16 protein-coding genes are annotated in these 14,148 nt (G+C 69.7%); 10 read left to right on the top strand and 6 right to left on the bottom strand.

Going from position 1 to position 14,148, the window contains the following annotated elements:
• Window positions 1-327: 327 nt before the first annotated feature.
• The gene (locus IEY87_RS00005; protein ID WP_189136363.1) at window positions 328-1,722 is read right to left on the bottom strand and encodes an outer membrane protein assembly factor BamB family protein; all 1,395 of its coding nucleotides are present in this window, start codon (window positions 1,720-1,722) and stop codon (window positions 328-330) included.
• 573 nt (window positions 1,723-2,295) lie between these two features.
• Entirely contained in the window at window positions 2,296-2,748 is a 453-nt protein-coding gene (locus IEY87_RS00010) for an Lrp/AsnC family transcriptional regulator (RefSeq protein ID WP_225276878.1), read from the bottom strand.
• A gap of 127 nt (window positions 2,749-2,875) precedes the next feature.
• On the opposite strand from IEY87_RS00010, the gene IEY87_RS00015 reads away from it, so the two are divergent.
• The 4 genes from IEY87_RS00015 to IEY87_RS00030 are packed head-to-tail and all read left to right on the top strand — an operon-like array spanning window position 2,876 to window position 6,015.
• A complete protein-coding gene (locus IEY87_RS00015) occupies window positions 2,876-3,763 on the top strand; it encodes a phenylalanine 4-monooxygenase (protein WP_189136365.1) in 888 nt (295 codons plus the stop codon).
• Between the two features lie 33 nt (window positions 3,764-3,796).
• Window positions 3,797-4,729, top strand: coding sequence for a serine hydrolase (locus IEY87_RS00020; RefSeq protein ID WP_225276877.1), 933 nt, complete (start codon window positions 3,797-3,799; stop codon window positions 4,727-4,729).
• Window positions 4,730-4,747: 18 nt separating this feature from the next.
• Window positions 4,748-5,233, top strand: coding sequence for a low molecular weight protein-tyrosine-phosphatase (locus tag IEY87_RS00025; RefSeq protein ID WP_225276876.1), 486 nt, complete (start codon window positions 4,748-4,750; stop codon window positions 5,231-5,233).
• The gene (locus IEY87_RS00030; protein WP_189136366.1) at window positions 5,230-6,015 is read left to right on the top strand and encodes a fructosamine kinase family protein; all 786 of its coding nucleotides are present in this window, start codon (window positions 5,230-5,232) and stop codon (window positions 6,013-6,015) included. The genes IEY87_RS00025 and IEY87_RS00030 overlap by 4 nt, the downstream gene beginning before the upstream one ends.
• Here the strand turns inward: IEY87_RS00030 and hisN are convergent.
• The gene (gene hisN / locus IEY87_RS00035) at window positions 5,993-6,787 is read right to left on the bottom strand and encodes a histidinol-phosphatase (RefSeq protein ID WP_189136367.1); all 795 of its coding nucleotides are present in this window, start codon (window positions 6,785-6,787) and stop codon (window positions 5,993-5,995) included. The two genes, IEY87_RS00030 and hisN, sit on opposite strands and share 23 nt — an antisense overlap.
• 100 nt (window positions 6,788-6,887) lie before the next feature.
• On the opposite strand from hisN, the gene IEY87_RS00040 reads away from it, so the two are divergent.
• Complete coding sequence (locus tag IEY87_RS00040; protein ID WP_189136368.1) at window positions 6,888-7,343, top strand: DUF4442 domain-containing protein; 456 nt, start codon at window positions 6,888-6,890, stop codon at window positions 7,341-7,343.
• A gap of 145 nt (window positions 7,344-7,488) precedes the next feature.
• On the opposite strand, the gene rsgA is transcribed toward IEY87_RS00040, so the two are convergent.
• Complete coding sequence (gene rsgA, locus IEY87_RS00045) at window positions 7,489-8,523, bottom strand: ribosome small subunit-dependent GTPase A (RefSeq protein WP_189137243.1); 1,035 nt, start codon at window positions 8,521-8,523, stop codon at window positions 7,489-7,491.
• Between the two features lie 34 nt (window positions 8,524-8,557).
• Window positions 8,558-9,838, bottom strand: a complete 1,281-nt coding sequence (gene aroA / locus IEY87_RS00050; protein ID WP_189136369.1) for a 3-phosphoshikimate 1-carboxyvinyltransferase — start codon at window positions 9,836-9,838, stop codon at window positions 8,558-8,560.
• An 82-nt stretch (window positions 9,839-9,920) separates the two neighbouring features.
• Here aroA and IEY87_RS00055 point away from each other — a divergent pair, with 82 nt between their 5' ends.
• Window positions 9,921-10,667: an SOS response-associated peptidase gene (locus IEY87_RS00055; RefSeq protein ID WP_189136370.1), complete on the top strand. Its 747-nt coding sequence runs from the start codon at window positions 9,921-9,923 to the stop codon at window positions 10,665-10,667.
• 151 nt (window positions 10,668-10,818) lie between these two features.
• On the top strand, window positions 10,819-11,151 hold the full coding sequence (locus IEY87_RS00060) for a TraR/DksA family transcriptional regulator (RefSeq protein WP_189136371.1): 333 nt from the start codon (window positions 10,819-10,821) through the stop codon (window positions 11,149-11,151).
• A 46-nt stretch (window positions 11,152-11,197) separates the two neighbouring features.
• Here the strand turns inward: IEY87_RS00060 and IEY87_RS00065 are convergent, their stop codons facing one another.
• The gene (locus IEY87_RS00065) at window positions 11,198-11,938 is read right to left on the bottom strand and encodes a class I SAM-dependent methyltransferase (RefSeq protein WP_189136372.1); all 741 of its coding nucleotides are present in this window, start codon (window positions 11,936-11,938) and stop codon (window positions 11,198-11,200) included.
• A gap of 232 nt (window positions 11,939-12,170) precedes the next feature.
• Between IEY87_RS00065 and IEY87_RS00070 the strand changes: the two genes are divergently transcribed.
• From IEY87_RS00070 to IEY87_RS00080, 3 genes are read left to right on the top strand one after another with little or no spacing between them, the layout of a single operon-like run.
• Window positions 12,171-12,776, top strand: a complete 606-nt coding sequence (locus IEY87_RS00070) for a sigma-70 family RNA polymerase sigma factor (RefSeq protein WP_189136373.1) — start codon at window positions 12,171-12,173, stop codon at window positions 12,774-12,776.
• On the top strand, window positions 12,773-13,039 hold the full coding sequence (gene rsrA / locus IEY87_RS00075; RefSeq protein ID WP_189136374.1) for a mycothiol system anti-sigma-R factor: 267 nt from the start codon (window positions 12,773-12,775) through the stop codon (window positions 13,037-13,039). Before IEY87_RS00070 ends, rsrA begins: the two co-directional genes overlap by 4 nt.
• Window positions 13,040-13,048: 9 nt before the next feature.
• Window positions 13,049-13,987 (top strand): NAD-dependent epimerase/dehydratase family protein, encoded by a 939-nt coding sequence (locus IEY87_RS00080; RefSeq protein WP_189136375.1) that lies wholly within the window; start codon window positions 13,049-13,051, stop codon window positions 13,985-13,987.
• The last annotated feature ends 161 nt before the right edge of the window (window positions 13,988-14,148 follow it).

A 14,148-nucleotide genomic window follows, 5' to 3' on the forward strand; every position in this document is an offset into this window, starting at 1 on the left:
CGGACAATCTTTCAGGTAGGGCCCCGACACTTTGGCTGTCGGGGCCTTATCTGCATTTCTGGGAGTTCTAGATGGGTTCCACGTTTGACGTGTGCGGGGCTTGTGGAGGGGGTTTTCACGCCTAAGACGGTGTGGGAACCCCCTTTTTTGTTGTTGTGACGGGGTGCCGAATGCGCCCCGGCTATATGGGCTCAGCGGGTACTGCGCTGGTAGCGCCTTGTACAGACATAGGACCCCGCCCTGAACAGCCAGACGCGGCGATCGGGGATGCTTGGCGGCTGGCTGAGTGAACAGTTCTTCGGCTTAGGGCGAGCCCGGCCGGTGGGTTCAGGAAGCGGTGGTGGTGATGTAGCTGACTGCTTTGTGGCCGTACGCTGCGGACCATGGGAGGGTGATCACTGTGCCGGCGCGTTCGAACACCTTGGCTCGTCTTCCCTCACCGGCGTACTCCAGTGGGAGCTTTGCCACCTCATGGGCCTTGCCGGTGGCAGCGTCCAGACGAACCAGGCGGGGTGCGACGGTGTGTCGTTCGCCTGCTTCCAGGGTCAGGAGGCCCTGGTCGTCGGCGCGAATGTAGGTGAGCATCACGTCCTGGGTTGCCGACGACTCCCAGAGCCGCCGACCGGTCTTGAGGTCGAAGGCGAGTGCGGTGTTCTTGGTGCCTCCGGTTCTGGCCATTTTCTCGGAGGAGGTGGTCAGATAGAGGCGGTCGCCGTGGACCGCGTAGCGACGCTGTTCGAGTACGCCTTCGACGAAGACGACGCCGTTCTGGGTGAGGAGGTCCACCCGGCCTGTGGTGAACTCGCTCACCTTGCCGGCGGCCGCGAAGTGGGTGAAGACGTTCTTGCCGTTGATCTCGCGTTGGATGACGATCGGCTTGGCCGACAGGACGGCTCGCTGCAGTGGGAGCTCGCCGATCGGGAAATTGCCGGCGACGTCGCCCGTTCTCGGGTGGATGACCTGGACGCTGTTCTTCTTGGGGGAGCCGCAGTTGACGAGCGCGACCACGCGGCCGGGGCCGGCGTTGGCGTCATCGAGGTGACACTTGTTCGGCATGGGCTTGGCCCATTGCCGGCCGCCGTCGGAGAGGCGGTAGGCGGTCAGGGTGTCGTCCGTCTCGACGATGATCATGCCGTTGGTGGACATCAGGCCGGGGACCATGAGACCGGCCTGGGTGCTCGCCTTCCTGGTTGGGATCTCGATCCGCCAGGTGATCTTGCCGGTGGCCGCGTCGATGCCGGCCAGGTGGTCGCACACCTTCTCGGTGCCGTACGCGAACGCGCCCTTGCCCTCGAACAGGTCGGGGGTGGCGCCGCATACGTGCTCACCCGGTGGGGGCGTGCGCCAGGCCTGTTCGCCGGACTTGAGCTCGTACGCCAGCACGCCTTCCTTCTGCGCCCTGATGACGGTCGTGTCCGTCAGCCAGCTCGCGAACGCCATACCGGTGCTGAAGTCCGTCCCGCCGGCCCCGAGTAGGGGCACCGACCAGTTGGACGCCGTCGGCGTTTCCGGCTCGCCGGCCTGGAGGTTGGTGGGGGACAAGATGCTCGGTCGCGCGACGAACCACCACGTGGTGAGGCCGGCGGCCAGAAGGACCACCAGGCTGAGCGCGACGATGAGCACGATCTTGGTCGTCCCACGCGCCTTCCGCGGTGCGATGGCATCGCCGAGCGCCTGCGGCGTCGCCGCAGGCCACGCCCCCTGCCCGTACGGGTTCCCCATCGGCTGCGCCGGGCTGTACGAAGGGCCGCTTCCGGCAGGGGCGGGCGGTCCGTACGAGGGGCCGTTTCCGGCCGGGACCGATAGGCCGTACGGAGGGCCGCTTCCGGTATCAACCGGTGGACCGTACGAGGGGCCGCTTCCGGTCGGGGCCGGTGGGCCGTATGGGGGGTCGCTTCCGGAGGAGGCGGATGGAGCGTACGGGTTGACCGTCGGGGGTGAGAGGTCGCGTCCAGCCGAGGGCGGTGGGGATGGCCGGCCGTACGGGGTTTCGGCTGGGCCCTGTGTCGGGGCGTAGGGGTTTCTGCTCGGCGGGGGAGCGGGCGGGGTGTACGGGATGTCGCTCTGGGGGGTGGGGGCTTGGCCGTAGGGGGCGGCGGATGGTGTCCACGGCTGGTGGTTCTGGGGTGGGCCCCAGGTGGGGGCAGGCGTGGAGACGGGCCCGGGAAGGGGCTCGGGCGCAGGACTGGACGGGGGTCCGAGGGGGTGGTCAGTCATGGTTTCAATGGAGACGCCGGTGGCGGGCCGACGTCACGCTATGCCCTAATAGTCCGTTAAATGATCGAGGGGATGCTATCAGCGGGCCAGCAGCAGGGGCTCGATTCGGTAAGGGATCTGCGTCGACAGGGCGATCGTGGAGTCGGTGCGCCGCACCGCCGGTGAGGTCAGGATGTGGGCGATGATCTCCTGCAGATGGTCGGTGCTCTGCGCGACGACCCGGCAGAGCAGATCGTGCTGACCGCTGGTCCCGTGCACCTCCAGAATCTGCGGTACGTCACGCAGTGCCTCCACGGCCTCGGCCAGCCGCCCCTGGGCGATCTGCAGCCAGACGAACGCCTGGATCGGATACCCGACCCGGGCCGGGGAGACGGTCGGCCCGAAGTCCTCGATCACGCCGGCGGCCATGAGCTTGTCGACCCGAGCCTGTACGGTGCCGCGGGCGACGCCGAGCAGCCGGGCGAGCTCGGTCAGCCCGACGCGAGGATGGGCGCGCATGGTCACGAGCAACCGAGCGTCGAGATCGTCCACGGTGCCCCTCTCTCGCGATGTGCGATTCGTACAGGAAAGCGGGAGTATGCCGTACGGAAATGAGCGTATCGTGCAGGGAAAGTGCGCGCTCTTGCCAGGGATCGGGAGAGTTGCTGTCATCTGAGACATGTTCGAGGAAGCACAGTACTTCGCCCCGATCGCTACGCAGGACGATGGGTCGGTGGTGGTCGAGCTGGCCACGTCCCATCCGGGCTTCGCGGACCCGGTCTACCGGGCTCGGCGGAACGCGATCGCGGGGCTGGCGGTCAACCATCGGCCCGGGACACCCATCCCGGTCGCCGAGTACACCGAGCGGGAGCACGAGGTCTGGGCGCTCGTTACCAAGGAGCTGGCGGCCAAGCACGCCGCCTACGCCACGGCCGAGTACCTCGGCGGCGTCGCCAGGCTCGGGCTGCCGCGGACGCGCATCCCGCAGCTCCAGGAGGTCAGCGAGCTGCTGGAGCCGCTGACCGGGTTCCGGTATCTGCCGGCCGCGGGGCTGGTGCCGTTGCGGGACTTCTACGGGGTGCTGGCCGACGGGTATTTCCACTCGACGCAGTACATCCGCCACCATTCCGTGCCGTTCTATACGCCGGAGCCCGACGTGGTGCACGAGGTGATCGGGCATGCCAACGCGCTGGCCAGTGACCGTTACGCCGCGCTCTACCGGCTGGCGGGGGAGGCGGCGCGGCGGGTGGAGGGGGACGCGGCGCTGGAGTTCGTCTCCAAGGTGTTCTGGTTCACGCTGGAGTTCGGGGTGATGCTGGACGGCGGCGAGCTGAGGGCGTACGGGGCGGGCATCCTGTCGTCGTACGGCGAGATCGAGGAGTTCCGGAGCATGGACATCCGGCCGCTGGACCTGACCATGATGGGGACGACTCACTACGACATCACGAAATATCAGGATGTGCTGTTCCGGGCCGACTCGCTGCAGCATCTGGAAGACGTGGTGGGCGACTTCTGGGCCACCTGCGACGACGACTCGATCGCCGAACTCATGGCCACGCATCCCTAGCGAGGCGTGGTGATCTTTCGTGATAATTCATGAATGATCGCGGGTCGGGGCCGCGCGTTGCGGCGTTTGACCATGGCCATCGCCGTGCTGTCGTGCCTGGCCATGTCCACGCTCGCGGAGCGGCCACCCATCCCCCCGACCAGGGTCCCCGCGTCGGCCGAGGCGCTCGGCCCGCCCGTTTTGGCGGGGCTTCGGCTGAGTGTCCCGTCGGAGCGGGCCGTCCCCCGGATCATCCCCAAGAAGATCACCCAGCGCCTGGACCGCTATCTCGCGACCCGTCCGGGACGGGTCACCGCCATGGTCACGGATCTGACGACCAGCCGCAGCTACCGCTATCACGACGATGAGCGGATGATCACCGCCAGCGCCGCCAAGGCGCAGATTCTCATGGCCCTGCTGCTGAAGACCCCGTGGCGGGATCTCCCGGCGGCCGTCAGGCGCGACGCCGAGTCGATGATCCGCTACAGCGACAACCACGCCGCCGACCGGCTCTGGCTGCGGATCGGCGGCGCGCCCGGGTTCACCGAGACGGGCGAGCAGCTGGGCCTGCGCCACACGCGCGGCGTCCCGGGTGCCTGCGTGGACCTCTACTGCTGGGGCATCACCAAGACCTCCGCGCAGGACCAGATCCGGCTCATGCGGGCGCTCGTGTCGCCCGGCAGCCCGCTGCCCGCCAAGGCTCGCCGGCGGGTGCTGGGGCTGATGGGCAAGGTGGTCGACGGGCAGGACTGGGGCATCGGTGTCGCGAGGTGCGCGGGTGACCGGGTGGCGCTGAAGAACGGGTGGCTGAGGCGTGTGTCCGACAAGCGCTGGGCCGTCGCCAGTGTCGGGCTGGTCCGGGGGCACGGCCAGGCCTTCGCGATCGCCGTACTGACCGAAGGCAGTGCGAACGTGGCGACCGGCATCGCGACCGTCGAGGGCGTCACCGAGCGCGCCATGCGATCGTTTCGGAAATGTCCCAGGTGAGACCCCATGATGGAGGGCATGACTTCTGTGACGTACCGCGTATGCGTCGTGTGCATGGGAAACATCTGCCGCTCGCCCATGGCCGAGATGGTGCTCCGCAAGGTGCTCGCCGATCATGGGCTGGCCGCGCGGGTCGCGGTGGAGAGCGCCGGCACCGGTGGCTGGCACATCGGTGGGCCGATGGACGAGCGGGCCCTGCGCATCCTGGCCGAGCACGGCTATGACGGCTCCGAGCACAACGCCAGGCAGTTCACCGCCGACTGGTTCGACCGCTACGACCTGGTTCTGGCCATGGACCGCGACAACCAGGCGTTCCTGCGCCGGCTGGCCCCCGCCGGGGTGGAGGTGCGGCTGTTCCGCTCCTTCGACCCGGACGCGCCGGCCGGTGCCGAGGTGCCCGACCCCTACTACGGCGGCGACGAGGGCTTCGAGGAGGTCCTCACGCTGGTCGAGACCGCCGCCGAGGGCGTGGCCGAACACATCGCCGACGAGCTGGACCGGTGAAGTGGACCGATGAGCTCGGTACGTCCCACGGCCGGCGGCTGCGGCGGGGCGTGCTCGCCGACGGGCGCGAGGTCTTCGCCAAGATCGGAGAGGACTCGCCGGTGTTCGCCGCCGAGGCCGCCGGGCTGCGGTGGCTCGGCGAGGCGATCGCCGTGCCGGAGGTGATCGAGGCCGCCGAGGACCGGCTCGTGCTGTCGTGGGTGAGTGAGGAGCCGCCAACCGCCGCCGCGGCCGAACGCTTCGGCCGCGACCTGGCCCGCCTGCACCGGGCCGGCGCGCCCGCCTACGGCGCGCCCTGGCCGGGCTTCATCGCCGACCTGCCGATGAGCAACGCGCCCGCTGAGGACTGGCCGACCTTCTACGCCTCCCGCCGCGTTCTTCCTTTCGTACGGCGAGCGCGGCTGCCCGCCGGAGACGTTCAGCTGATCGAGCGGGCCGTCGAGCGGTTCGGTGAGGTGGCGGGGGAGCCGGAGCCGCCCGCCCGCATCCACGGCGACCTGTGGAGCGGCAACCTGCTCTGGTCCGGCGGCACCGGCGTGCTCGTCGACCCGGCCGCGCACGGCGGCCACCGTGAGACGGATCTGGCCATGCTGGCGCTGTTCGGCGCCCCGCACCTGGACCGCATACTCGGCGCCTACCGGCAGGAGGCGCCGCTCGTGGACGGCTGGCGGGAGCGGGTGCCGCTGCACCAGTTGCATCCGCTGCTCGTGCACGTAGTGCTCTTCGGTGCGAGCTACCGGGACAGCCTGATGGCCGCGGTCACTCGGGTGCTGGCGCTGTGAGCCGCCTGAGCACCTCGTCGTGCAGGATGCCGTTGGTGCAGACCAGGCTGCCGCCCTCCAGGCCGTTGACGCCCGCGACGTCGGTCCAGGTGCCGCCGGCCTCCTGGACGATCACGGTGAGCGCCGCCATGTCCCACGGGGACAGCTCCGGCTCTGCCGACAGGTCCACCGAGCCCTCGGCCACCATCATGTGCGACCAGAAGTCGCCGTAGGCCCGGGTGCGCCAGCAGGCGCGGCTCAGGTCCAGGAAGTTGTCCAGGCGGCCGGTCTTCTCCCAGCCGCCGAAGCTGGAGTAGGAGAAGGAGGCGTCGCTCAGGCTGGAGACCGACGAGACCCGCATCCGGGTCGCCTTGGTCAGGCTCCTGCCGGTCCACGCGCCGCCCTCTGTGGAGGCCCACCAGCGACGCCCCAGCGCGGGGGCCGACACGACGCCGACGACGACCTTGCCGTACTCCATCAGCGCGATCAGCGTCGCCCAGACGGGCACGCCGCGCACGTAGTTCTTGGTGCCGTCGATGGGGTCGACGACCCACGACCTGGCGCCCCAGCCGGTCTTGCCGAACTCCTCGCCGACGACCGCGTCCCGTGGCCTGGCACGGCGCAGCGTCCCCCGGATCGTCTCCTCGACGGCCCGGTCCGCGTCGCTGACCGGCGTCAGGTCCGGCTTGGTCTCGACCTTGAGGTCGACCGCCTTGAAGCGCCGCATGGTCAGATCATCGGCGGCATCCGCCATGACATGCGCGAGGCGTAGATCATCGGTGTAACCGTGCACGAACAGTCACGCTACCGTGCCGGGTATGCCGAGCATCAGTCGCCCGGCGTGTCTTTTCGGGTAAGTCCGCTTCCGGTTACTCCCCAGTAGCATGTACGGCATGTCCCTAGACGCCGGAGAACTCCTGCTCCAGACCGTGCCCTTCGCCCGCACCCTCGGCATCGTCTTCGACTCGGCCGGCGACGGCCGCGCCATCTGCCGGCTGCCTGACCGGGCGGATCTGCACAACCATGTGGCGGGGCCGCACGCGGGCGCGCTGTTCACCCTGGCCGAGTCCGCCTCGGGCGCCGCCATGCTCACCGCCTTCGGCGACCAGCTCAGCCGCGCGGTGCCGCTCGCCACCACGTCCACCGTCCGCTATCACAAGCTCGCCCTGGGGGAGCTGACGGCCGAGGCCCGGCTGCCGGCCTCGCGCGAGGAGCGTGCGCAGGTGGTGGCGAAACTGGACGCGGGCGGGCGGCCGGAGTTCGACGTGGAGGTGGAGGTCAGGAACGCCGACGGCGTCGTGGTCGCCACGCTCACCGTCGGCTGGACCCTGCGGCCCAACCGGGCCTGATCCCAGAGGGTCGGTCGTCTGGCGTGCTGTCACGACCGGGTCTGATCCCAGGGGGTCGGTCGTCCGGTGTGCTGTCACGACCGGGTCTGATCCCAGGGGGTCGGTCGTCTGGCGTGCTGTCACGACCGGGCCTGATCCCAGGGGGTCAGTCGTCCGGTGTGCCGTCGCGACTGGCCAGCAGGCGGCGCAGGGACTCCAGGCGGGTGGGGTCGGCGTGGCCCTGGCGTACCCAGTCGTCGAGGGCGCATTCGGCGGCCAGGTGGGTGCAGCCCTTGGGGCAGTGGACCGTGCCTTCGATCAGGTCGGGGAAGCCCGCCAGGACCGTCTCCACCGACACGTGTGCCAGGCCGAAGCTCCGCACCCCCGGTGTGTCGATGATCCAGCCGCCCTCGGGCAGCGCCAGCGCCACGGCCGAGGTGGAGGTGTGGCGACCCCGGCCGGTGACCGCGTTGACCTGCGAGACCGCCCGGTTGGCGTCCGGCACCAGGGCGTTGACCAGGGTCGACTTGCCGACGCCCGAATGGCCGACCAGGACGCTGATGCGGCCGGTGAGGTGGGCGCGCAGCTCGTCCAGCGTGCCGCCTTTGTGCACGACGACGTGCTCGACGCCGAGTGGCTCGTAGAGCGCCACGAGGTCGTCGGGCGGGGCCAGGTCGGACTTGGTGAGGCAGAGCAGCGCGTCGATCTCGGCGTCGAAGGCGGCCACCAGGATCCGGTCGATCATGCGCGGGCGCGGCTGCGGGTCGGCCAGGGCGGTCACGATGACCAACTGGTCGGCGTTGGCCACGACGGGACGCTCGATGCCGTCGGTGTCCTCGGTGTCGTCGGCGGAGCGGCGCAGCATCGACGTGCGCGGCTCCACCCTGACCACCCTGGCCAGGCTGTCCGGCTCGCCGGAGACGTCGCCGACCAGGGCGACCCGGTCTCCCACGACGATGCCCTTGCGGCCCAGCTCGCGCGCCTTCATGGCGACGACCAGGCGGGGCTCCTGCTGCCTGCGCTTGGCGGCCGAGCCCTTGGCGCGCTCGGGCTCGATCAGCGTGGTGTAGCGGCCGCGGTCGACCGCTACCACGAACCCCTGTACGGCGTCCTCATGCGCAGGCCGGATTCGGGTCCGCGGCCTGGAGCCCTTGCCCGGCCTGACCCGTACGTCGTCCTCGTCGTACTCCCGCTTTCTCAGCGGTCCGCTCCCCTGAACTCAAAGCCCTGACCGGTCATCGGGCGGCCAGCATCGACGCCCACATCGCCGCGAACTCCGGGAGTGTCTTACCCGTGGTCGCGATGTTCTCCACCTCGATGCCGCGCACCGCGAGGCCGAGCACCGCGCCCGCGGTGGCCATGCGGTGGTCGTCGTAGCTGTGGAAGGTGCCGCCGTGCAGCGGACGCGGCCGGACGAGGAGGCCGTCGTCCGTCTCCTCCGCGTCGCCGCCGAGGCGGTTGATCTCGGTGACGAGCGCGGTCAGCCGGTCGGTCTCGTGGCCGCGCAGGTGGGCGACGCCCCTGATCCGGCTCGGCGAGCCGGCCAGCGCGGCCAGCACGGCGATCGTCGGCGTCAGCTCGCCGACCTCGTGCAGGTCGGCGTCGATCCCGGCGATCTCGCCGGTGCCGCTGACCACGAGGTCGGCCGTCCCGTCGGCCCGGCCGACCGTGGCGCCCATGTCGGTGAGCAGGCCGCGCAGGGCGTCACCCGCCTGGGTGGTCGCCGGCGGCCAGTCGGGGACGGTGACCGTGCCGCCCGTGACCAGGGCGGCGGCCAGGAAGGGGGCGGCGTTGGACAGGTCGGGCTCGACCACCCAGTCCCTGGCGGCTATCGGGCCGGGCTCGACCCGCCAGACGTCCGGCTCGGTGTCGTCGACCGCGACCCCGGCCGTGCGCAGCATGTGGATCGTCATCCTGATGTGCGGCTGGGACGGGACGGGCGGGCCGACGTGGCGGATCGTGACGCCCTTGGCGAACCGGGCGGCCGTCAGCAGCAGGCCCGAGACGAACTGCGAGGAGGCCGAGGCGTCGAGGGTGACCTCGCCGCCGGTGAGCGGGCCGTGCACGGTGAACGGCAGGGCGTCGCCGTCGACCCGGGCGCCCAGCGCGCGCAGGGCGTCCAGAATGGGGCCCATCGGGCGCTTGCGGGCGTGCGGGTCACCGTCGAAGGAGACCGGGCCGTCGGCCAGCGCGGCCATCGGCGGGACGAAGCGCATCACCGTGCCGGCCAGGCCGGCGTCGACGGCCGCGCCGCCGCGGATCTCGCCCGGCCGCACCTGCCAGTCGACGCTGGAGCTGGTCTCGGCCAGCGGCGTGAGGGTGGTGCCCAGCGCGCGCAGCGCCGCGACCATCAGATCGGCGTCCCGGCTGCGCAGCGCCTGGCGTACGACACCAGGGCCGTCGGCGAGTGCGGCGAGCAGCAGCGCGCGGTTGGTCACCGACTTGGATCCGGGCAGCGAGACGGATGCCACGATCGGTCCGGTGGCGACGGGGGCGGGCCAGTGCTCGTTGGACATGCTCGAAGTTTACTGGCCAGGGTGCGACTGGGGGTCACGGTGAGATCGCGCATGCGAAAGGCGTACATGGCAGTGTGGTGCCATGTGCGGTAGATATGCCTCGGCGCGTGACAAGCACCAGCTCCTCGAGGAGTTCCAGGTGGAGCTCGACGGCGACCCGGACAAGGAGCTCGGCCCCGACTACAACGTGGCGCCGACCAAGAACGTCTACGCCGTGCTCAGCCGCGTGCCCAAGGAGGCCGAGCGGGCGGTGCGGCAGTTGAGGGTGATGAAGTGGGGGCTGGTGCCGGCCTGGGCGAAGGACCCGTCGGTCGGTTCACGCATGATCAACGCCAGGATCGAGACGGTGGCGGAGAAGCCCTCCTACCGTCAGGCGTTCGCCAAGCGGCGGTGCCTGCTCCCGGCTGACGGCTATTTCGAGTGGATGCCGGTCGAAGGCGACAAGAAGAAGAAACAGCCGTACTTCATCCACCCGGCGGACGGCGGGGTGCTCGCGATGGCCGGGCTGTACGAGTTCTGGAAGGACCCCGGGCGCGAGGAGGACGATCCGCTGAAGTGGCTGGTGACCTGCACGGTGATCACCACGGACGCGGAGGACGATCTCGGGCGGATCCATGACCGGATGCCGATGATGATCGAGCCGGAGCGGTGGGCCGAGTGGCTCGATCCGAAGCTCACCGACGCCAAGCTGGCCTCGGGGCTGCTGGTGCCCGCGCAGCCCGGCAGGCTGACCGCCGACCCGGTCAGCACCGACGTCAACAATGTCCGGAACAATGGCCCGGACCTGATCAAACCATTGTCTCCGGAAGACGACAGCGGCCTTTTCTAAGGTGTAAACGGCACGCTAAGTGGGCATCCGGTGAGGAAAGCAGTGCATCCGTTCACTCGGAGTCACCGCCATATATGCCCCCTTTGCGCCGGGCGGGATCACCGGGGACTTCCGCCGCGGGCTGCCCTCATCCTCCCGGAGGTGCGGATTCGTGGACGTCACGACCGCTCGCGAGCGGCTGTCAGACATGCTTTCTGAGCTGGACCGATCGATCGGGGTGCTCCAGGGTGACCCGGTCTCGGTCCGTGACCGGTCGGCGGCCGACGCGGGCTCCGACCTGACGGACACCGACCGCGCCCAGGCCATGCTGGTCGTGGCGACGACCCAGCGCAGGGCCGTGCTGGACGCGCTCAAGCGCCTTGAGGAAGGCGCATACGGCGAGTGCGTCGACTGCTGCAGGCCGGTGCCCGAGGGCCGCCTGGAGGCGCGGCCAGAGGCGGCCAGGTGCGTGCAGTGCCAGGGCAAGCGGGAGCGCCGCCGCTAGCTCGTGCGGGCGTTCGGCTTCTACGGCACTCGGTCCGTGCGGGCGTTCAGCTCTTGCGGGCGCTGGCCACCAGGTGGATGCCCACCGTGTCGTCGTCGTCCGGATGCGCCTCGAGCTCGGTGCGGACCAGATAGGACATCGTCCTGGTGTCGGAGCCGAGCACGTGATCGACCGTCGAGGGGGACAGCACCGTACGGGGCCGCATCCACTCCACCTCCAGCCCGGCGCCCGCCAGCAACTCGCGCAGCTGCCCGCTGCTGAAGCAGCGGGTGATGCTGCCGTCGGGCCAGGGCACCAGCATGACCTCGCCCGTCTGCCGCAGGTGCTGCCACTGCTCCTGCTCGGCCAGGATCGCCATGCCGAGCACCAGGGAGTCGACGCACACCAGGGCCCGGCCGCCAGGCTTGAGCACCCGGGCCACGTCGCTCATCGCCGACTCGGCCATCAGCTCGATCGACATCGCCCGCTCCTCGGCGACCACCGCGTCGACGCTCTCGTCAGGCAGGAACGACAGGTCGTCGGCGCGTACGTGGCGGACCAGGTCGGCGTCGTGCAACCGGCTCGGCCCCTCGGCGGCGCGGCGGAAGTCGAGCACCTCGATCACGCGGTGCCCGGCCCGTGCCGCCTGGCTCGACCAGTGCCCGCGGCCGCCGGACAGGTCGAGGACGACGGACGGCGTGCCGGGCAACCACCTGCTGAGTTGTTCGGCGACGACGGCGCGGTAGAAGGTCCAGTACGGCCCCAGCGTCCCTGAGCCGTTGAGTTCCTCGGCCGGAATGGGCAGCACGCGCGACTCCTGGGTTCCGGAAATGGCTACCAGCCGGTACGTATGGTTTTCCCCGCACCGGGTTGTTCGTCACCTTCTATCTTGCGGGAACAGACGAAGGCGCGGGCGTGTTGCGACGAGCATGCTCACATTGCTCGAACACCTCCCCAGTGACCGGGCGGTCGCTGACAAGCGGGTATTCTCCCCTGAGTACGGTGTCCCGCCACAGCCGGCCACCGGTGATCTTAGGGGGGTGGGTCCGGTGCCCGCGACAGGCGCGGAGACTCTGGAGCAGCGGAGCGACCGATTCGAGCGCGACGTCATGCCGTTTCTCGAACAGCTTTACTCTGCGGCGCTCCGGATGACCCGGAACCCCGCTGACGCGGAGGACCTGCTGCAGGAGACCTTCGCCAAGGCGTTCGCGTCGTTCCACCAGTTCCAGGAAGGCACCAATCTCAAGGCCTGGCTCTACCGGATCCTGACGAACACCTTCATCAACAGCTATCGCAAGAAGCAGCGTGAGCCCAAGCAGTCCGGCACCGAGGAGATCGAGGACTGGCAGCTCGCGCGGGCTGAGTCGCACACTTCGAGCGGCCTGAAGTCCGCCGAGGTCGAGGCACTTGACCACCTGCCCGACGGAGACGTCAAGGAAGCACTCGCGGCACTGCCTGAGGAGTTCAGGATCGCGGTCTACCTCGCCGACGTCGAGGGCTTCCCTTACAAGGAGATCGCCGAGATCATGGGGACTCCCATCGGCACCGTGATGTCGAGGCTGCACCGTGGGCGCAGGCAGTTGCGCAGCCACCTGGAGGACTACGCTCGGGAGCGTGGCCTGGTCCCGACGGAGGGATCCAAATGAGCTGTGGCAAGCCGCACGAGACCGACTGTCGTGAGGTCCTCGACAAGGTCTACGCCTATCTCGACGGCGAGTTGACCGAGCACGACGTGTCGCACATCCGCGTGCATCTCGACGAGTGCGGCCCGTGCCTGCAGGAATACGACCTGGACAAGGCGATCAAGGCGCTGGTGGCCAAGAAGTGCGGCTGCGATCCGGTCCCCGAGGACCTGCGCGCCAAAGTGCTCGCCCGCATCGCGCGGGTAAGGTCGGAGTTGGCCGACTAGGATTCCCCCATGCGCTTGCTTGTCACCGGGGGTGCCGGGTTCATCGGGTCTCATCTCGTCGATCGCATGCTCGCCGACGGGCACGAGGTCGTGGCGGTGGACGATCTGTCCTCCGGGAGCCGCGACAACCTGGCGGGAGCCCTGCGGAGCGACCGGTTCACCCTGCATGAGCTGGACATCCGCGATCCCGCGCTGATCCGGCTGACCGCCGAGCTGCGTCCCGAGGTCGTCTTCCACCTCGCCGCGCAGATCAGCGTGCGCAGGAGCGTGGCCGATCCGGTGCACGACGCCAGGATCAACGTCGAGGGCACCGCCGCGACGCTGGTCGCCGCCTGTGAGGGCAGCGCGCGCAAGGTCGTGTTCGCCTCGTCCGTCGCCACCTACGGCAGGCCGACCACGATCCCGGTGCCGGGTGACGCCCCCACCGACCCGCGCTCGCCGTACGCCGCCTCCAAACTGAGCGCCGAGACCTACCTCGCGATGTTCCGCGCCCTGCACGGAATCGAGTACACCACCCTCGTCCTGTCCAACGTCTACGGCCCGCGCCAGTCGCCCGACGGCGAGGCGGGCGTGGTCTCCATCTTCACCGACGCCCTGCTCGCCGGCACCCCCACGGTCCTGTACGGCGACGGCACCCAGACCCGCGACTACGTCTACGTGGACGACGTGGTCGACGGCCTCGTCCGGGCCGGCGGGTCCGAGGGCAACGGCCGCAGGTTCAACCTCGGCACCGGCATCCAGACCACCGACCGCAGGCTGCACTCGCTGATCGCCGACGCCGCCGGCGCCCCCGACAAGCCGGGCTTCGCCCAGCCGCGCGAGGGCGACCTGCCGGCGATGGCGGTCGACCCGGTGCCCGCCAACGAAGGGCTCGGCTGGGAGCCGCGCGTCGACTTGTCCACCGGCGTGAAGCTCACCGCCGAATGGGCCCGGAGTCGCCCCAGGTAGTTGGTTGATTACGCTTTGCTTGCGATTCTCGACTCCGCCCATGTGATCGTGCCTTCTTCTGTAGCGTGAGCGCAGAAGTAGACGTGGAGGCGTGGATGTTGAAGGCTATGATCGCCCGGTTGTTCACGGCCGCCGTGCTCATCACCCCGGTGATCCTGGTG

Source organism: Nonomuraea glycinis (assembly GCF_014646515.1).
GTDB classification, from domain to species: domain Bacteria; phylum Actinomycetota; class Actinomycetes; order Streptosporangiales; family Streptosporangiaceae; genus Nonomuraea; species Nonomuraea glycinis.